We start from the raw sequence: 18165 nt of genomic DNA on the forward strand, positions 1-18165 counted from the left end.
AGCAAACGTCCCGCGGCCCGCCCCTGAAGGCTTGCCGTGTCGACGCGGCCGCCACCGTGCGGACGCAGGTCGCCCCCACGGCCCGGATACCGGCCGCAGGCGCAGGCAGATGCCGACGACCTGTGTTCCCGCCCCTTGGCACTTCACCCGTTCGCCCCGTGCGCCGGTATCGCGTGCAGGGCCGCCATGGCATCGGGCGCCGACGCGCGCACGAGCCTGGAGTTCCACCACCATGACCGACAGTACCTTCCGCGTGGCCGACCTGGCCGGCGCCGGCGACGCCATGCGCGCCAGCGGCGACCGCGTGCCGACCTGGATCACCAAGGAAGCCGGCAATCGTCGCCTGCCGTTCGATGCGGCGCGCCTGCTGCGCAGCATCGATACCATCCACGCCGAGCTGCCGCAGCTGGATGTGGCCGACTATCGCCGCGTGGTGCTGGCGATGGTCGAACGCAAGCCCAGCATCAGTGCCGATGATCTGGTGGATCTGCTGATCCGCGAAGCGGAATCGCGCGTCGACCTTGTCGCGCCGCAGTGGGAACAGTTCGCTGCACGCCTGTACCTGCGCCGGCTGTACAAGCGCGCCAGCCGCAACCGCTTCTACGATGTCAGCCTGAAGTACGGTTCCTACGTGGGCCTGCAGGAAAGCCTGGCCGACCGCGGCATCTACAGCAATGACATCCTGCGCTGCTATTCGAAGGAAGAGCTGCAGCAGGCCGGCGAGATGATCGACCCCGAACGCGATCGTCTGTTCGCCTACAACGGGCTGTACCTGCTGGCCACGCGCTACCTGGCTACCGATCGCAGCCGCGAGGTGTATGAGCTGCCGCAGGAGCGTTGGCTGACCATTGCCCTGTACCTGATGCAGGAGGAAAAGCCGCGTGAGCGGCGCATGCAGTTGGTCGGCGAGGCGTATTGGGCGCTGTCCAATCTGTACATGACGGTAGCTACGCCGACGTTGGCCAATGCCGGCAAGGTGGGCGGGCAGCTGTCGAGCTGCTTCATCGACACGGTGGACGACAGCCTGCAGGGCATCTATGACTCCAATACCGATATCGCGCGCGTGTCCAAGCACGGCGGCGGCGTCGGCGCCTACCTGGGCTACGTACGCAGCAGCGGTGCGCCGATCCGTGGCGTGGCCAACTCCTCCGGCGGCGTGGTGCCGTGGATCAAGCAGCTCAACAACACGGCGGTGTCGGTCGACCAGCTCGGCCAGCGCAAGGGCGCGGTGGCGGTGTATCTGGACATCTGGCACCGCGACATTGAAGCGTTCATGGACCTGCGCCTGAACAACGGCGACCAGCGCCTGCGTGCGCATGATGTGTTCACCGCCATCTGCGTGCCGGATCTTTTCATGGAGGCCGTCGAGCGCCGTGCCGACTGGTACCTGTTCGATCCGCACGAGGTGAAGCAGGCCAAGGGCTGGTACCTGCAGGATTTCTACGACGAGAAGCGAGGGCAGGGCAGCTTCCGTGACCGCTACGCCGAGCTGGTGGCCGACGAGCGCATCAGCCGTCGCACGGTGAAAGCGATCGACCTGTTCAAGCGGATCATGCTCAGCCAGCTGGAAACCGGCAACCCGTTCCTGTTCTACCGCGACGAAGTGAACCGCAAGAACCCGAACAAGCATGCGGGCATGGTCTATTCCAGCAACCTGTGCACCGAGATCCTGCAGAACATGAGCCCGACGCGGATGATCCAGGAGATCGTCAGCGGCGACCAGATCGTCACGACGCGTCGTGCCGGTGACTTCGTGGTCTGCAACCTGTCTTCGATCAACCTCGGCCGTGCGATCAGTGCACCGGATGACCTGTTGGCCACCGACGTGCTGGAACGCCTGATCCCGATCCAGGTGCGCATGCTCGACAACGTGATCGACCTCAACGCACTGCCGGTGCCGCAGGCCACGATCACCAACCGCAAGTACCGCGCCATCGGCCTGGGTACGTTCGGCTGGCACCACCTGCTGGCGCAGCAGTCGATCCAGTGGGAGTCGCAGGATGCCGAAGAGCTGGCCGACCGCCTGTACGAGCGCATCAACTTCCTGACCATCCAGGCCAGCGCGCAGCTGGCCAAGGAGAAGGGCAGCTATCCGATGTTCGCCGGCAGCGACTGGCACAACGGCAACTATTTCCGTGACCGCGATTACAGTGGCGCGGCCTGGGACAGTCTTGCGCGCGAGGTGGCCACCAACGGCCTGCGCAACGGCTGGCTGCTGGCGGTGGCGCCGAACATGAGTACGGCACAGATCGCGGGTTCCACCGCCTCGATCGACCCGATCTACAGCGCGTTCTACTACGAGGAAAAGAAGGACTTCCGGCGTCCGGTGGCCGCACCGGGCCTGTCGCTGGAGACCTGGCCGTACTACGAGAAGGGTGCCTACAAGGTCGACCAGTTCGCCAGTGTTCGCCAGAACGCGCGCCGCCAGCGCCATGTCGATCAGTCGATCAGCTTCAACCTGTACGTGCCCAGCACCATCCGCGCCAGCACGCTGCTGGAGCTGCACCTGAGCGCCTGGCGCGAAGGCCTGAAGACCACCTACTACGTGCGCTCCAACGACATCGATATCAGCGAATGCGAGTGGTGCTCGAGCTGACCAGCCCGACCCCTCGGTGGTAGTGCCGGCCGCTGGCCGGCAACCCGTCAGCAACAGAACGAAGGCAGAAGACCATGGCAACACCCCTGGACCGCATCAAGATCCTCGAACCGCGCCACCCCAACCGCAGCACCGGCATCATCAACGGCCGCACCAGCGGCATCCTGAACTGGAACGACATTCCGTACCCGTCGTTCTATCGCGCCTACAAGGAGCTGTCGACCAACTTCTGGATCCCCGACGAAGTGGACATGAAGGTGGATGCACGCCAGTACGGCGAGCTCAACGCGCGCGAGAAGAACGCCTACGATTCCATCATCGGCCTGCTGGCCACGCTGGATTCGCCGCAGACGCGCTTCATCTACAACGTCGCCGAGTACATCACCGATCCGGCCGCGCACGCCAACGCGGCGATCATCGGCCAGCAGGAGGTGATCCACAACGAGAGCTACAGCTACGTGCTGGCCTCGATCACCGACCTGCCCAACCAGAACCGCATCTTCGAGATCGCCCGCACCCATCCCACCATCATCAAGCGCAACGCGCCGATCATGGGGGCCTATGACGATTTCATGCGCGAGAAGACTGCCGAAACGCTGCTGAAGTCGCTGATCCAGTCCTCGATCCTGGAAGGCATCAACTTCTATTCCGGGTTTGCGTACTTCTACAACATGGTGCGGCAGAACCGCATGAATGGCACCGGCAAGATCATCAGCTTCATCAACCGCGACGAGCTGGCGCATACCAAGTTCATCAGCGAGCTGATCCGCGCCATCATCGGTGAGAACCCGGAGCTGCAGACCAACGAGTTGACCGCCTACGTGCACCAGTCATTCGAGCATGCCATCGAGCTGGAGACGCAGTGGTCGTCGGAGGTGCTGGATGGTATTGATGGCATCGACGTGGACGAGATGGTGCGCTACGTGAAGTACCGCGCCAACAAGATGGCCGGCATGCTCGGCATCGAGCGCCTGTACAGCGACACCACCGACAACGTGATGCCGTGGATCAAGGCCTACGCCGACAACTTCACCGAGACCAAGACCGACTTCTTCGAGATGCGCAATGCAAGCTACAAGAAGACCAACGTCGACAACGGCTTCGACGACCTCTGAGGGCGGCCCGGCGCTGCGCATCCTGATCGTGGTGGCGTCGCTCAGCGGCAACACCCGTGAGCTCGGCCGCCACATCGCCGCGCGTTGCCGGGCCGCAGGCCACGCCGTGCACTGGCAGGAGGCCGACGACCTGCGCCAGGGCCCGCCGTTGCCGGTGGATGAGGCCGACCTGGTGCTGCTGGGCTGCTGGACCGACAACGCCGGGCGCACGCCATCGGAGATGAAGGCCTGGGTGGCAGGCATCGCCGAGCGCGGCCAGCGGCCGCGGCAGGTGGCGGTGTTCGGCACCGGTGAAACGCAGTGGGGGCAGGAGTACTACTGCGGTGCGGTGCACCGGCTGATCCGCTATTTCCACAGTGGCTACCCGCCGCTGGAGATCGAACAGATGCCACATGGCCGGCGGCATGCCGCGGCCATCGATACCTGGACCGATGCGGTCCTGGATCACTACTGGAGTACCACCGATGCAGATCATCGACGCCACCACGCCTGAGCAGTTCCAGCAGTTGCTGGCCGACCATCCACGCGTGCTGGTGGACTTCCACAAGGACCAGTGCCCGGGCTGCCGGATGCTGGACATGTCGCTGCAGCGGGTGGCCAGCGGCACTGCAGGCCAGGGCACGACCCTGCTGCGGGTGCAGCTGGAGGTGGTGGGCGAGGCGTTCTTCCGCGAGCTGGGCCTGCGGCAGACCCCTACGTTGTCGCTGTTCCTGGACGGTGACGAGCGCATGCGCATGCCGGGTTTCCAGTCGCCGCAGCAGATCGAAGCGGCCATCGCGGAGTTCCTGTAGCGCCGGTCATGCCACATCCACGCGTGGCGTGGATCTACTGCAGGTCGCCAGCGGTAGCGCCGGGCCATGCCCGGCGGATTCCCACCGCGCGGATCAACCAGCTGCGAACGTATCCACCAGCAGCTTCACGTTCAGCACCACGATCACCAGCGCGATCACCCACGCAATGCCGCCCAGCCAGCGCGGTGCCACCAGCGCGCCCATCGTCACTTTGTCGGTCACGATGCGTACCAGCGGGATGATCGCGAAGGGCAGCTGCATGGACAGCACCACCTGGCTCAGCACCAGCAGCTTCACCGCGCCCTGGTCGCCGAACAGCATGATGACCACCACCACCGGAATGATCGCCAGTGCGCGGGTGATCAGCCGCCGCAGCCACGGTGGCAGGCGCAGGCGCAGGAATCCTTCCATCACGATCTGCCCGGCCAGTGTCGCGGTCACCGTGGAGTTCAGGCCGGAGGCAAGCAGTGCCACCGCGAACAATGTCGAGGCCAGGCCGACGCCCAGCATCGGTGCCAGCAACTGGTGCGCCTGCTCGATGTCTTCCACGTCGAAACGGCCATTGGCATGGAACACCGCCGCTGCCAGGATCAGGATGCTGGCATTGATGAAGAGGGCCAGAGTCAGTGCAATGGTGCTGTCGGTAACCGCCCAGCGAAGCGCACTGCGGCGGCCCTCATCGGTGCGTGGGTAGGCGCGGGTCTGCACGATCGACGAATGCAGATACAGGTTATGCGGCATCACCGTGGCACCAATGATGCCGATGGCGATGTACAGCGCATGCGGATCGGTCACCACCTGCGCGCGCGGAATGAAGCCGCCCAGCACTGCCATCACCGGCGGCGCGGCCATCGCGATCTGCACCACGAAGCAGGCGAAGATCACCATCAGCAGCGCGATCACGAAGGCTTCCAGTGCACGGAAGCCGCGGTTCATCAGCAGCAGCACCAGCAGCGTGTCCAAGGCCGTGATCACCGCGCCCCACAGCAGCGGCAGGTCGAACAGCAGCTTCAGTGCGATCGCGGTGCCGATCACCTCGGCCAGATCGCAGGCGATGATCGCCGCCTCGCATAGCGCCCACAGCGCCAGGTTCACCGGCTTCGGGTAACGCGCGCGGCAGGCCTGCGCCAGGTCCATGCCGGTGGCGATGCCCAGCCGCGCCGACAGCGCCTGCAGGATCACCGCCATCAGGTTGGAAATGAGGATGACCGACAGCAGCAGGTAGCCGAAGCGCGAACCGCCGGCGAGGTCGGTGGCCCAGTTGCCCGGGTCCATGTAGCCGACCGAGATCATGTAGCCCGGGCCGAGGAAGGCCAGCAGGCGGAACCACCAGTGGCCCTTGTCGGGCACCGCCACCGAGGCGTTGAGCGCACCCAGGCTGGCCGCAGTGGAGGCCGAAGGGTCGCGGGGTGCCAGGGTGCTCATGGGTTCGAATATAGCTCCTGCTATAGTCATTAGCAATGTGAAACAATCGTCTTTATCGCGTTACTGGTCCAGAATTCAGGTTCAACACCGGAACTACCGGAAGGACAGGCGCAGGCGTGGGCAAGACCGACGATTCGACATCGCTGAAAAGCACCCCCTTGATCGAGGCCGAGCGCCAGGTCGAAAGCTTCCGGCAAGTGCGTGAGGCGCACCGTATGGAGCTGGTGGAGGACTATGTCGAGCTGATTTCGGACCTGCTGGCCGACGGCGGCGAGGCCCGCCAGGTCGACATCGCCACCCGCTTGGGAGTGGCTCAGCCCACCGTGGCGAAGATGCTGCGGCGCCTGGCCCGCGATGGCTGGGTGGTGCAGCGTCCGTATCGTGGCGTGTTCCTGACCCCGGAAGGCGAGGCGCTGGCGCATGCCAGTCGCCAGCGTCATCAGACCGTGGAGCGTTTCCTGCTGGCGCTGGGCGTGGACCCGGATACCGCCCGACGCGACGCCGAGGGTATCGAACACCATGTCAGCGAGCAGACGTTGGCGTTGTTCGAGGCGTTCGTGCGCAAGGCCGAGGGCGGGGCGCCGTAACGGCAGCGCCGGGCCATGCCTGGCGGCCGTAATGTGGCGTCACGCATTTCGCCGGGCATGGCCCGGCGCTACCGCGATTGGGTGCCGGCGTTGGGACAATGGGCCTGCTGCTGCGCGCACGCCCGGTTCGTCCATTCTTTCAACACAGGCTGCAGGCCTTGATAGCGTCGCCCGTGCCAGCCATTGGCCAGCACTTTGCCGTCGGCATCGATCAGCACCAGATTCGGCGGTGCCAGCCCGGCCAATGCCTGCAGTGCCGGCATGCGCGCGGCGCGGCGCGGGTCCAGCACCGGCCACGGCATGTCCTGCGCGTGCATGTAGCGGCGCAGCGCGCTGTCGCTCTCATCCAGGCTGACGTAGACCACTTCGGTATCGGCGCCGGCCTCGCGCAACGCGTCACGCACGCTGCGAAGGGTCGGTACGAAGGCATGGCAGGGCGCGCACCAGTCGGCACCGAAGTACAGCGCCACCAGTTTCGGCGGCGGTGACCACTGCATCGGCCGCAATGATCGCTGTTCCGGCCGCATCAACGAGGCCGAGACCTGAGCATGCAGGTCCGCGGCTATCGCCGGTGTGGCCAGCAGCACGGCACAGGCCAGCAACAGCGCTCGTAGTGGATCAGAACGCATAGCGCAGGTTGACGTACCACGAGCGCGCGAAACGCGGCCCGTAGACATAGTCGCTGTCACGCAGCGCGCCCACTTCCAGATCCTTCTGGCGCTGGTCGAATACGTTCTTGACGCCTGCGGCTACCGACACTTCCTGCTGCGCCTGCGCGCCCAGGTGACGGTGCCAACGCGCCCCGAGGTCGGTGACCAGGAACGAGCGCGTGCGGTGCAGTTCGCCCAGCCGGTTGTTCAGCACCGACATCGGGCCGGTGTGGCGCAGCGCGACGAAGGTTTCCCACGGTTCGGCCGGCATCCAGCTGAGCTGGGCCAGGCCGGTCCAGCGCGGCGTCTTCAGGTAGTCGCGGCTTTCGATGACGGTGTCGCCACCGTCGCCAGTGTCATCGAAGATGCGCTGCGGTTCGCGGAAGCGCGAGCGGTACCATGAGGCGCCTGCGGTCAGGCGCCACTGTGGCGATGGCTGCCAGCCGAGGTTGGTTTCCGCGCCCAGCACGTTGGAGCCGGAAGCGTTGTAGCGCAGCTGGCTCAATTGTCCGTCATCGCCGCGCTGGATCTCGCCCAGCGCGAAGGTGTCGCGGATGCGCGCATAGGAGGCAGTGGCATCCCAGCTCCAGACCGGATTCGCCGGGTCCGAGCGCCAGTCGAAGCCGAACAGCGTTGTCAACGCACGCTCTTCCTTCAAGCCGTCGGTATTGCGCACGCGCACCTGTTCCCCGCCAAGGGTATCGACATGCACGTCCTCGACGAAAATCTCCGGCGCACGGAAGCCGGTGGCAATGCCTGCCCGCCATTTCAGGTTCGGCGTGGCCTGCCAGGCCAGCGCGATGCGCGGCGAGAACACCGCGTTGTCCAGCTCCGAGCTCTTGTCCACGCGCGCACCCAATACCAGGTCGACGTTGTCGCGCAGGCTCCATTCGTCCTGGATGAAGGCCCCCAGGTTGTGGAAGGTAGCGTCCTCCAGAACCGCAAGGCGCTGGCCGTCACCGGTGCGGTTGTCGTCGCGCAGCGCCTCGTGCTTGTACTGCACGCCAAAGGCCAGCGCGTGCGCGCCCAAGCGCCAGTTCAACTGGCTGTCGATGTAGTGCAGCGGGTTGTGGGTGCGGCCGTACTGGCGCCACGAACGCGAGGCCGCGCTGCCGGTCACGTTCGGGTCCAGCTGCGACGGGTCATAGCCGGGCACCGACGGATCGGTGACGACGTCACCCAGACCGCCATAGAAACTGTCGCGGTCGATGTCAGCGAAGGCGTAGGCCAGGCGGAAATCGAGGTCGGCATTGATCTCCTGGTCCCACGACACGCTGCCTCGGCGGTACTTCGTATCCAGCGATTCGGCGATGTTGGCCAGATACTCGGGCTGGTCCAGGCGGTTGCCGCCGCGGCGGGTTTCATCGGTTACCTGCAGGTCCAGGCGCAGCCGCGTGCCCGGCGTGGGCGCGTACCAGGCCTGCAGCCCGCCGACCTTGAGGTTCTTGCGGGTGATTTCGGTATAGCCATCACCGTTGTAGTCGATGCCGCTGTTCCAGTTGCGCTGGGCAATCACCGATAGGCCGGCGTCTGCTTCCTTGGCCACCAGGTCCAGTCGCACGTCGGCATTCTTCTGCGGTGTGCCCTTCAGCACATCCACACCGGCCTGCACATGGCCACCGCTGCGCGCCGGCAGCGGGGGAATCAGGTTGATCACACCGGCCACCGCGCCCGGCCCATAGAGTGCCGAGCCGCCGCCCTTGACCACTTCGATGCGGTCGACGAAGCCGGCCGGAATCTGTTCCAGGCCGTACACGCTGCCCAGCGTGGACAGCAGCGGAATGCCATCGAACAACAGCTGGTTGTAGGCGCCGGGCAGGCCCAGCAGCTGTACTTCGCTGGTGTTGCAGTTCTGGCAGTTGCTCTCCACGCGCAGGCCGTTGATCAGCTCGGCGGCGCGCGAGAAGTCGGTAGCCGCGCGCAGCGCGATGTCTTCCTTGCGCAGCACCTCGGTGCGGATCGGCACGTCCGACAGCAGGCGTTCGCTGCGGGTGGCGGTGCTGACTTTGACCTGCACGCGGTCCAGCTCGGTCGGCTTCGGAGTGGCCGCCAGCGCGGGCAGGGGCAGGGGCAGGGAAATGGCGGCGGCCAGTGGCAAGCGGCGGAGGATGAGGGAAGCGGGCATGACGCGTCGTCCTTGGGGAGGGAGGGCGGCGAGGGCGACCTGGCTGGTGCATATGAAAGCAGTGGCTTATAGATATAGCAAGTGCTATATAACGAAGTCGCAGCAAACCGGTGCGCCGCACAAGTCCAGAGGGATCATGTGGTGTTATAACATTACATTCAGCGCCTGCAACCCTGCCGGTGGTCATGCACGGGGGATGGCGTTGCTGCGTGGGGCAGGGTGGCTGGGGTCAGAGTCCTTTCCTGAGGAAAGGGATCCGACCCCGGAGCCCTAACGTCAGCCGCGGCGGAATGCGGCCGGGGTGCGGGCGCCGACGATGATCATGCGGATCATCGTGGAGATCTGTTCGACCAGCTCCGGATCCTTCTCCGGCGGCAGGTCCATGGCGGTGGCGCCCATCGCGAACACCAGCCGGGTGATGGCCTTGGCCACCAGCTCCGGGGCGTGCAGCACCGCGCCATCCAATGCGGCCAGGCGCACCAGATCGTGCTGCAGCTCTTCCTCGAAGTAGTGCAGCTCGCGTTCGACCGCGTGCTTGAAGTCGTCCGAGCCGACCGCGCCTTCGCGCAGCAGCACATGCAGCAGCTTGTCGTCGGCGCGCAGCTGCTCCATGAAGGTCTCCACCGAGACCCGCACCACGCTGGTGGCGGTGGAGGTGGCGCGCTGCCGGGCCTCGCCGATGATGGTGCGCAGCGAACGGCCAGCCGCGTCGATCAGCGCCACGGCCAGCTCGTCCATGTCGCGGAACTGCCGGTAGAAGCTGTTCGGGGCAATGCCGGCTTCACGTGCCACTTCGCGCAGGCTGAGCGTGGACAGGCTGCGGTGCGGCCCGATCAGTTTCAGGGCGGCGGCCAGCAGATCCTCACGGCTCACCGTACGGCGGGCCGGGCTGTTGGCATCTTCGGGCGTCGACAAAGCGGTGGCGGCGGCCATGGGGGTTCCGGTGGGGCGAGGCTGAATCATACCCAATCCGGTTCAATATACACATGTATACACAGGTGTATGTGCGCCCGTATAGTGCGCCCATGAGCGCTGTCGTCCGTCCGTCCCTGTTCTCTCCATACCGCTGGGTCTCGCCGTCGCTGTTCGATTTCTGGGCGGGCCAGCTCAATCCCCTGTGGACCCTGCGCGAGCCGATGGCCCGCCTGGTCCGGCGCGAGCCGGCCGGCGAGGGCGCGGCGACCCTGGTCCTGCGCACCAACCGGCACTGGGCCGGCATGCGTGCCGGCCAGCACGTCACCCTGGGCGTCGAGATTGAAGGGCGCCTGTGGCAGCGCAGCTACAGCCCCACCGCACTGGGTCGGCGCGAGCTGGCGATCACCGTCAAGGCGATCGACGGTGGCCGGGTCAGCCAGCATCTGGTCAACCATGCGCAGCCGGGCGAACTGTTCCGCCTCGATGCCGCCTTCGGCGAGTTCCATATGCCGGCCGCGGCGCCGGTGCTGCTGCTGGCGGCCGGCAGTGGCATCACGCCGATGCGCAGCCTGTTGCGCGAGGCCTGCCAGCGCCCGCTGGCGGCGCCGGTGGACCTGTTCTACTGGGAGCGCACCGCTGCCCATCTGCAGTTCCGTGATGAACTGCAGGCGCTGGCCGCAGCGCATCCGAACCTGCGCGTGCATCTGCTGACCACCCGCGAGGGTGAAGCGCCGGCCGCGCGTATCGATACCCATGAACTGCAGGTGGCCGGCGATGACACGCCGTTGGTGCAGCGCCATGTGCTGGCCTGCGGCCCGGATGGCTTCGTTGCCGCCGCGCGTGAACGCCTGGCGCACCAGGTGGCCGGTTTCCAGGCCGAAGCCTTCACTCCGCCGGCGCCGCTGCGCGATGCCAGCAGCGAAGGCGAGGTGTCGCTGACCCTTGCGCGCAGTGGCCGCCAGCTGAGCGTGCCGCGTGGCCGCTCGCTGCTGGAAAGCCTCGAAGCCCACGGCATCAAGCCCAAGCATGGCTGCCGCATGGGTATCTGCAACAGTTGTAGTTGTGATCGCGTCAGTGGTGCCACCCGCCACCTGCGCACCGGCGACCTGCAGTCTGAATCGGCGCAGCCGGTGCGGATCTGCGTGAGCGCGCCGACCACCGACCTGACCCTGGATCTCTGAGGACCCGTTGCCATGACCCGCGCTACCGACCGTGCTCTGAGCACCACCGAGATGCAAGCCTTCGGCCAGGAACTCGATGCGATCCGCGACCGCGTGATCGGCAGCCTTGGCGCTTCCGATACCCGCTACATCCGCCGCGTGGCCGCCGCAGTGCGCTGGTTTGGCGTGGGTGGCCGTGGCCTGCTGTTCCTGGCGGCGTTCTCGCCGTTGTTCTGGATGCCGCTGCTGTGGCCGGCCGCGATCACTGGCACGCTGCTGCTGGCGCTGTCGAAGATCCTGGAGAACATGGAGCTGGGCCACAACGTCATGCACGGCCAGTTCGACTGGACCGGCGACCCCAAGCTCAACGGCAACACCTACGAGTGGGACATCGTTGCCACCGCCGACAACTGGCGCAAGACCCACAATTTCCGCCACCACACCTACACCAACGTGCGTGGCATGGACGATGACATCGGCTACGGCCTGCTGCGCATCTTCCCGGAACAGCGCTGGAAGCCGTTCTACCTGCTGCAGCCGATCATCGCGCCGATCTTCGCGCTGCTGTTCCAGTGGGGCGTGGCCGCGCAGGACCTGCGCCTGGGTCGTTGGCTGAAGGGCCGCATCAGTGGCCGTGCGATGTGGATGCAGACCCGCCCGGTGGCGCGGAAAATGGCCCGTCAGGTGCTGAAGGACTACGTGTTCTTCCCGCTGCTGGCCGGCCCGTTCTTCCTCACCGTGATGCTGGGCAACATGGTGGCCAACGGCCTGCGCAACATCTGGACCTACGTGATCATCTTCTGCGGCCACTTCACTGCCGAGTCGGAAACCTTCCCGAAGGAGTGCCTGCGCAATGAGTCGCGCGGCCATTGGTACCTGCGCCAGCTGCGCGGTTCTTCCAATATCAGCGGCGGCTTCCTGATCAACGTGCTCTCGGGCAACCTCAGCCACCAGATCGAGCACCACTTCTACCCCGACCTGCCGGCCAACCGCTATGCGGCCATCGCCAAGGAAGTGAAGGACATCTGCCGCCGTTACGGCCAGCACTACAACAACGGTTCGCTGCCGCGCCAGTTCGGCCAGGTGGTCTGGCGCATCCTGCGCCACGCGTTCCCGAGCAAGCCGCGCCGCCTGCCGATGTCGGACATCATGTCCGCACCGGCATCGGCCAACGCGGGCTGATCAACTCAGCCCGTTTTTGCCAGGGCCGCTTGATCGCGGTCCAGGCGCCGCAGGAACACCTGCATTTCCTTGCGTGCCTGCTGGTCGCCCTTGCTGCCGGCCACGCTCAAGCCGCGTTGCCATGCTTCGCGCGCCGCCTGCGGTTGGCCACTGGCCAGCCAGGCTTTGCCAAGCAGCTTCCAGGCCGCCGAGTACTGCGGATCAAGCACCACGCAGCGGCCCAGATGAGTCGCCGCACGCACCGGGTTGCCGGCATCCAGCCAGCCCTTGCCCAGGCCGAAGCGCAGCAGCGCGCCGTCCTTGCCGGTGGCGAGCATGCATTCCAGAGCCTCGATGTTCATCAGCGCACCTCTACCAGCAGCTCGGCCGGTCCCGGCTGGAAGCGGCCCCGATGGAACAGCAGCGGCGCACCACCATTCTCGTGTACCTCGATGATGCGGCCAGCCAGCAGCAGGTGATCGCCGACCGGCCACTGCGCGTGGCGGGTACAGGTGAGGTGCGCTACCGCACCGGCGATGCGCGGTGGGGCGTCCTCTTCGTCATCCAGCAATGCCAGACCGTCGAAGCGGTTGCGTACCTGCGGATCGGCAAAGCGCCGGGCCAGTGCTTCCTGGTCGGCCGCCAGCACGCTGATCGCAAAGCGGGTGGCGCGCTGGAAGGCGGACAGGCTCTGCGCGTGCAACGCCAGGTTCCACAGCACCAGTGGCGGCTGCAATGACACCGGCACGAACGAATTGATGGTCAGGCCGATGGGCTTGCCCTGCGCATCGCGCGCGCAGACGATGGCCACGCCGGTAGGAAAGTGGCCGAGCAGCCGACGCAGTGCCCGCGGCGGCATCTCGACCGACGGCACCGGGGCCGGGGCGGGGAAGACCCCCGCCCACGGCCCGGCGTACGGCAGTGTCTCGCCGCTCATGAGGCCCGGGCCTGGCGGTAGCGCCGGCCGACTTCGGCCCAGTTGATGATGTTGAAGAACGCACCGATGTAGTCCGGGCGACGGTTCTGGTAGTGCAGATAGTAGGCGTGCTCCCAGACGTCCAGCGCCAGGATCGGGGTATTGCCGGACAGGCCGACCGTAGCGCCCATCAAAGGGCTGTCCTGGTTGGCGCTGCTTTCAACCTTCAGGCGGCCGTCGCGATCACTGGTCAGCCAGGCCCAGCCACTGCCGAAGCGGGTCTGCGCGGCCTTGGTGAAGGCATCCTTGAAGGCGTCGAAGCCGCCGAGGTCGCGGTCGATGGCGGCGGCCAGTTCATCATCGGGTGCACCACCGTTGGCGCTGAGTACGGTCCAGAACAGGCTGTGGTTGGCATGGCCACCTCCGTTGTTGCGGACCGCGCCACGCTGCGCCTCGGGCACGGCATCGATGTTGGCGATCAGCGCCTCGACCGGCTGTTCGGCAAGGCCGGCCTGCTCGAGGGCGGCATTGAGGTTGTTGACGTAGGTCTGATGGTGCTTGCTGTGGTGGATCTCCATCGTGCGCGCATCGAAGTGCGGCTCGAGGGCGTCGTAGGCATAGGGGAGCGGGGGAAGCGAGTACGACATCGAAGCAATCTCCGTGGGGAAGGCCAGGTGGCTGGCCGTGGGGAGATCGTTATCGCACCTCAACATTGGTTTAGGTCAAGGGGCGGGATTGAAATGGGTGCGCTGACGGCGCCTTGATTCATTCCGTGTTGCAGGTGCGGAGACGGCGTCAAAGGCAAGCGCAGGAGCGACGTGGTAGTGCCGGCCGCTGGCCGGCAATCAGTGAAGGTCGGGTTGCCGGCCAGCGGCCGGCACTACCAGAACCCGCTTTTCGAACGCTCACCGGCGTGCTGATGTACTGCCCCCGCCCCCTCCCGCACGTATCAACAAAAGCGCCGGCAGGTGAACCAGCCGCCAGCGCTTTCATCAACTCAACTCAACCAATCCTTGCATGCACCATCCACCTGCTCGCCGCACGCCTGCTGCATCCGCTGCTGCAGTCGCGCCAGTGTCTCCGCGCCCTGGTGCTTGCCGCTCCACGCCTTCAAATGCCCGGCCAGGCGCTCGAAGCGCTGGCGGGTGCGCTGGTGGTAGCCCGAAGGCTGCGCCTCCAGCTCGGCGATCAATGAGACGGTCGCCTGCTCGATGCGTGGCGCATCGTCCGGGGCCAGCCGCAGCAGGCCTTCCACGTACAGCACGCCCCACTGCACACGGGTCGCCGGGCCCTGCGCGCCATCGTAGGCACGCTTCAGCCACTCCAGCGCGCCGGCGGTGTCGCCGCGCTGCTCCGCCAGTTCAGCCAGCTCGGGCATGTAGTAGTACGGCTGCTCGCTGCGCTTCAGCTCGGCCAGCAGCAGCGCCTCGGCACCGGCATCATCGCCGACCTCGCGCAGTGCATAGACTGCGCTGCTGATCGTGGCCTGGCGCGCATGGGCATCGGTGGCGGCGGCATCGGCGGCGGCCGCGCGTTGCTTGACCCGCTCCACCAGTGCCGCCGGAAGCGCGCCCTTCGGCTGCTGCTGGCGGACCAGCGAAACTTCGGTCAGGGCCCGCGACAGGGCATCGTCGGCGCGGTCACCACGCTCGGCGTCGGCGCGTTCCAATGCCACCAGCAATTGCTGGCCCAGGGTGGTGGACGTGGCCGGCCCTGCGCTGGCCTGCTTCACCAGCTTGGCGCCTGCATAGCCCAGCAGCTCGCGGTTGCGGCGCACTTCGACAGGCTGTGCCAATACTGCCTGCAGCAGCTCGCGCACTTCGGTGGGTGCCGCGCTGGGCGTGTCGGTGGTGGCCAGCGCCAGCAGCGCGAAGCGGCGTTGCAGGGCCGCATCCGGTGCGGACCTGGACAGCTGGCGAAGAACGTCTTCACTCTTGCGCTCACCGGCCAGGCGGTTGGCATCCACCTCCCAACCGTAGTCGCCCAGCACCTGCCAGTCTTCCGCCGCCAACCTGTCCGGTGTGGCCAGGGCGGTGGCCAGCGTGGCGGCAACCGCGCTGCGGCGGCCCGCCGCCACTGTCAGGGCGCGGGTCAGTTGGGCGGCATCGTTGCCACCGGCGACGCGGGTGATCTCGTTGCGTTGTGGGTCGAGCACGATCAGGGTCGGGTAGCCGCGCACGCCGAAGCGTTCGCCCCAGGCCTGCGCACCTTCCTCGTCGCCATCCAGGTAGACGGGAACGAACTTGCTGGTCAACGCGATGAAGGCCGGGTCCTTGAACAGGCCGGCCTTGAGCTGGTTGCATGGCGGGCACCAGACCGCACCCCAGTACAGCAGCACCGGCTTGCCGCTGTCGGCGGCTTCGGCAAAGGCGTCGTCGACGTCGCCCTGGCGCCAGGCAATGGCAGTGGCCGGCGCGGGCGCCTCGGCGGAGTTGGCGGTGGACACCGGGGCCGGGGAGCAGGCGCTCAGCGCCGAAGCCAGCAGCAACATGGAAAGCGCGACGCGCATCGGCACATCTCGAAGGGCAGGGTGATGGACCATTGTAGGAACGACCGGGCCGCTGACTGATGCAGTTTGCTTATGACGGGCATGCGCGAGGGCATGACGCCTTTATTGCACTGCCAGGTAGCGACGGACCGTGCCCGGCGGATGCCGTCAGGGCGCTGCCCGCAGCATCTGCTGGTACACCAGTCCGTTGAACTCGCCGACCTCGCCGTCCAGCACGAAGCCGTAGCGCTCATAGACTGGCACGGCGTTGAGCGAGGCGCGCACGGTCAGCACCGGCTCGCGCACCCGCAGCAGCACTGCCTCGAACAAGGCATGGCCGATGCCCCGGCCCTGGCAGGCGGGGTCGACGAACAGCATGGCCAGATGGCGGCCTTCTTTCAGTTCAACAACGCCGACCACGCGCGCATCCTGCTCGGCCACCAGGATGTGGTTGTCACCTTGCAGGCGCGCGGCGAACGCATCGGCGGCGGCGACGCTGCCGAATGTGGCGATGCCGGCCGCGCTGAGCGAAGGCGCCACGGCTTCGTTGAAGGCGGCCATGCACAGCGCACTGATCGCAGGCACGTCGTCGATGTGGGCGGGGCGGATCTTCGGCATGCAGCGTTCTTTCCTTGGTGGGCGGCGCGTCATCGCAGCCGCATGCCTGCACGCTAAGCTGAGGGCATGAGTGATTTCAATCCCGCGTACGCTTCGTTGTTTCCGCAACAAGGGCTCAGCCTGGGCCTGATGACGCCTGTCGCCGCACATGGACTGGCCGATCCACGCGAAGCGCGGCGCATCGCGCGGCTGGCCGACGATCTCGGCTTTGCCGCGCTTTGGGCGCGCGATGTGCCGTTGATGGTGCCGCAGGGCCCGGATGCGACAGCGAGCGCGCTGGACGATCCGTTCCTGTGGCTGGGCATGCTTGCCGCAGCGACCGAGCGCATCGTGGTCGGCAGCGCGGCCATTGTGTTGCCGCTGCGGCAGCCGTTGCAGGTCGCGAAGTCCGCGTTGAGCCTGGACCGGATCAGCGACGGGCGTTTCGTGCTCGGCCTGGGTTCGGGTGACCGCCCGGAGGAATTCGCCGCGTTCGGTGAGGATCTGGAGGGCAGGGCGGCGACGTTCCGTGAGCGCTGGTCGCTACTGCGTGCCGCGTTGTCCCTCGACACCGACGAGCGCGCTGAGGTCCTGGATGCCACCGGCGGCTTCGAGGTGCTGCCGGCACCGTCCGCGCGCATTCCGATGCTGGTGGTGGGCACCGCGCGGCAGAGCCTGCAGTGGATCGCGCGCGAAGCCGAAGGTTGGGCTACCTATCACCGCGAGGAGGTCGCTCAGGAAGGGCGCATCGGCCTGTGGCAGCAGGCGCTGGCGCAGCGTGGTGGATCGGCAAAACCCTTCGTGCAGTCGATGCTGCTGGACCTGCAGGCGGATCCGCAGGCGCCGCCCGAGCCCTTGCCGTTGGGCCTGAAGGTTGGCCGCGATGGCCTGCGTGATTATCTGCTGCGTGTGCATGCGCAGGGTGTGGCGCACGTGATGTTCAATCTGGTCGAGAACGGGCGGGCAATGGATGAAGTGCTGCGCGAGATTGGTGAGCAGGTGTTGCCGCAGACGCTCCGGTAGGTGTCCACCTGGGTGGACACGCCATATCGCTGCCCCGCTGCGCGCGACGGGCATGGCCCGGCGCTACCCGCCGGTGTCCGGAACGTCCGCATCTGCGTATCATTCGCATTTGATATCCCGATGCCGGAGCTCCGCGTGACCGAACGTTCCCCCATGCACCCGACCGGACGCCTGTTCGCCGCAGTCGCTTTCATCGAGGCTGTGACCTGGGCCGGCCTGCTCATCGGCATGTGGATGAAGTACGGCCCGATGGCCAATGTGGCGCTGGTGAAGCTGTTTGGGCCGCTGCACGGCGTGGCGTTCCTGGTCTATGTGGCAGTCACCCTGTTTGCGGCAGTGCACCTGCGCTGGCCATGGTGGGCGAGCGCGCTGGCCTTGCTGGCAGCGATCCCGCCGCTGGTCACGCTGCCGCTGGAGTGGTGGTTCAAGCGCCGTGGTCTGCTGGGCCTGCGTGCAATGCGCTGAACCCACTGTTGCATGCCCATTCAAGAGAATGGGTATCAAATGCAAATACGAGCCGTTATCATTTAAGGGTGGCATCTGGTCCTGAGCAGGGTCGGTGCCAGGTGGGGCGTGTAGACGCGCCCGGCCATCCTTTCCTGTTACGGCTGGTGTT

At 66.4% G+C, this 18165-nt stretch carries 18 protein-coding genes; 9 read left to right on the forward strand and 9 right to left on the reverse strand.

Annotated elements, in window-relative coordinates; translation table 11 throughout:
- Positions 1–283: 283 nt before the first annotated feature.
- From V9K93_RS14200 to V9K93_RS14215, 4 genes are all read left to right on the forward strand, one after another.
- Positions 284–2596, forward strand: coding sequence for a ribonucleoside-diphosphate reductase subunit alpha (locus V9K93_RS14200; protein WP_295381366.1), 2313 nt, complete (start codon positions 284–286; stop codon positions 2594–2596).
- A gap of 74 nt (positions 2597–2670) precedes the next feature.
- Positions 2671–3711, forward strand: a complete 1041-nt coding sequence (locus V9K93_RS14205) for a ribonucleotide-diphosphate reductase subunit beta (protein WP_046987064.1) — start codon at positions 2671–2673, stop codon at positions 3709–3711.
- A 13-nt stretch (positions 3712–3724) separates the two neighbouring features.
- Entirely contained in the window at positions 3725–4204 is a 480-nt protein-coding gene (locus tag V9K93_RS14210; protein ID WP_046987068.1) for a flavodoxin, read from the forward strand.
- Complete coding sequence (locus tag V9K93_RS14215) at positions 4176–4502, forward strand: thioredoxin family protein (protein ID WP_032975313.1); 327 nt, start codon at positions 4176–4178, stop codon at positions 4500–4502. Before V9K93_RS14210 ends, V9K93_RS14215 begins: the two co-directional genes overlap by 29 nt.
- A gap of 93 nt (positions 4503–4595) precedes the next feature.
- Here V9K93_RS14215 and V9K93_RS14220 read toward each other — a convergent pair whose 3' ends face one another.
- Positions 4596–5927 carry an Nramp family divalent metal transporter gene (locus V9K93_RS14220; protein WP_046987065.1) on the reverse strand — a complete coding sequence of 444 codons (1332 nt, stop codon included), beginning with the start codon at positions 5925–5927 and terminating at the stop codon, positions 4596–4598.
- A 116-nt stretch (positions 5928–6043) separates the two neighbouring features.
- On the opposite strand from V9K93_RS14220, the gene mntR reads away from it, so the two are divergent.
- Positions 6044–6514 carry a manganese-binding transcriptional regulator MntR gene (gene mntR, locus V9K93_RS14225; RefSeq protein ID WP_014037494.1) on the forward strand — a complete coding sequence of 157 codons (471 nt, stop codon included), beginning with the start codon at positions 6044–6046 and terminating at the stop codon, positions 6512–6514.
- Between the two features lie 68 nt (positions 6515–6582).
- On the opposite strand, the gene V9K93_RS14230 is transcribed toward mntR, so the two are convergent.
- The 3 genes from V9K93_RS14230 to fabR form a co-directional block, all read right to left on the reverse strand.
- Positions 6583–7143 (reverse strand): thioredoxin-like domain-containing protein, encoded by a 561-nt coding sequence (locus V9K93_RS14230; RefSeq protein WP_136637858.1) that lies wholly within the window; start codon positions 7141–7143, stop codon positions 6583–6585.
- Positions 7133–9289 (reverse strand): TonB-dependent receptor plug domain-containing protein, encoded by a 2157-nt coding sequence (locus V9K93_RS14235; RefSeq protein ID WP_046987067.1) that lies wholly within the window; start codon positions 9287–9289, stop codon positions 7133–7135. Before V9K93_RS14235 ends, V9K93_RS14230 begins: the two co-directional genes overlap by 11 nt.
- Before the next feature lie 276 nt (positions 9290–9565).
- A complete protein-coding gene (gene fabR / locus V9K93_RS14240) occupies positions 9566–10222 on the reverse strand; it encodes an HTH-type transcriptional repressor FabR (protein ID WP_005409961.1) in 657 nt (218 codons plus the stop codon).
- A gap of 92 nt (positions 10223–10314) precedes the next feature.
- On the opposite strand from fabR, the gene V9K93_RS14245 reads away from it, so the two are divergent.
- Complete coding sequence (locus V9K93_RS14245; RefSeq protein ID WP_046986156.1) at positions 10315–11385, forward strand: ferredoxin reductase; 1071 nt, start codon at positions 10315–10317, stop codon at positions 11383–11385.
- Between the two features lie 12 nt (positions 11386–11397).
- Positions 11398–12546, forward strand: a complete 1149-nt coding sequence (locus V9K93_RS14250) for a fatty acid desaturase family protein (protein ID WP_046986157.1) — start codon at positions 11398–11400, stop codon at positions 12544–12546.
- 5 nt (positions 12547–12551) lie between these two features.
- On the opposite strand, the gene V9K93_RS14255 is transcribed toward V9K93_RS14250, so the two are convergent.
- From V9K93_RS14255 to V9K93_RS14275, 5 genes are all read right to left on the reverse strand, one after another.
- On the reverse strand, positions 12552–12887 hold the full coding sequence (locus V9K93_RS14255) for a tetratricopeptide repeat protein (protein ID WP_046986158.1): 336 nt from the start codon (positions 12885–12887) through the stop codon (positions 12552–12554).
- Entirely contained in the window at positions 12887–13462 is a 576-nt protein-coding gene (locus tag V9K93_RS14260; RefSeq protein ID WP_295381218.1) for a flavin reductase family protein, read from the reverse strand. Before V9K93_RS14260 ends, V9K93_RS14255 begins: the two co-directional genes overlap by 1 nt.
- The gene (locus V9K93_RS14265; RefSeq protein WP_337302751.1) at positions 13459–14088 is read right to left on the reverse strand and encodes a superoxide dismutase; all 630 of its coding nucleotides are present in this window, start codon (positions 14086–14088) and stop codon (positions 13459–13461) included. Before V9K93_RS14265 ends, V9K93_RS14260 begins: the two co-directional genes overlap by 4 nt.
- A gap of 350 nt (positions 14089–14438) precedes the next feature.
- Complete coding sequence (locus V9K93_RS14270; protein ID WP_337302752.1) at positions 14439–15950, reverse strand: thioredoxin family protein; 1512 nt, start codon at positions 15948–15950, stop codon at positions 14439–14441.
- A gap of 147 nt (positions 15951–16097) precedes the next feature.
- On the reverse strand, positions 16098–16547 hold the full coding sequence (locus tag V9K93_RS14275; RefSeq protein WP_046986162.1) for a GNAT family N-acetyltransferase: 450 nt from the start codon (positions 16545–16547) through the stop codon (positions 16098–16100).
- A 66-nt stretch (positions 16548–16613) separates the two neighbouring features.
- On the opposite strand from V9K93_RS14275, the gene V9K93_RS14280 reads away from it, so the two are divergent.
- Both V9K93_RS14280 and V9K93_RS14285 read left to right on the forward strand, forming a co-directional pair.
- Positions 16614–17549 (forward strand): TIGR03571 family LLM class oxidoreductase, encoded by a 936-nt coding sequence (locus V9K93_RS14280; protein ID WP_136637864.1) that lies wholly within the window; start codon positions 16614–16616, stop codon positions 17547–17549.
- A gap of 153 nt (positions 17550–17702) precedes the next feature.
- Entirely contained in the window at positions 17703–18014 is a 312-nt protein-coding gene (locus V9K93_RS14285; protein WP_136638053.1) for a DUF3817 domain-containing protein, read from the forward strand.
- Positions 18015–18165 lie beyond the last annotated feature (151 nt).

This window comes from Stenotrophomonas sp. CCNWLW162 (assembly GCF_037203745.1).
In the GTDB taxonomy this organism is placed as follows: Bacteria; Pseudomonadota; Gammaproteobacteria; order Xanthomonadales; family Xanthomonadaceae; genus Stenotrophomonas; species Stenotrophomonas maltophilia_AQ.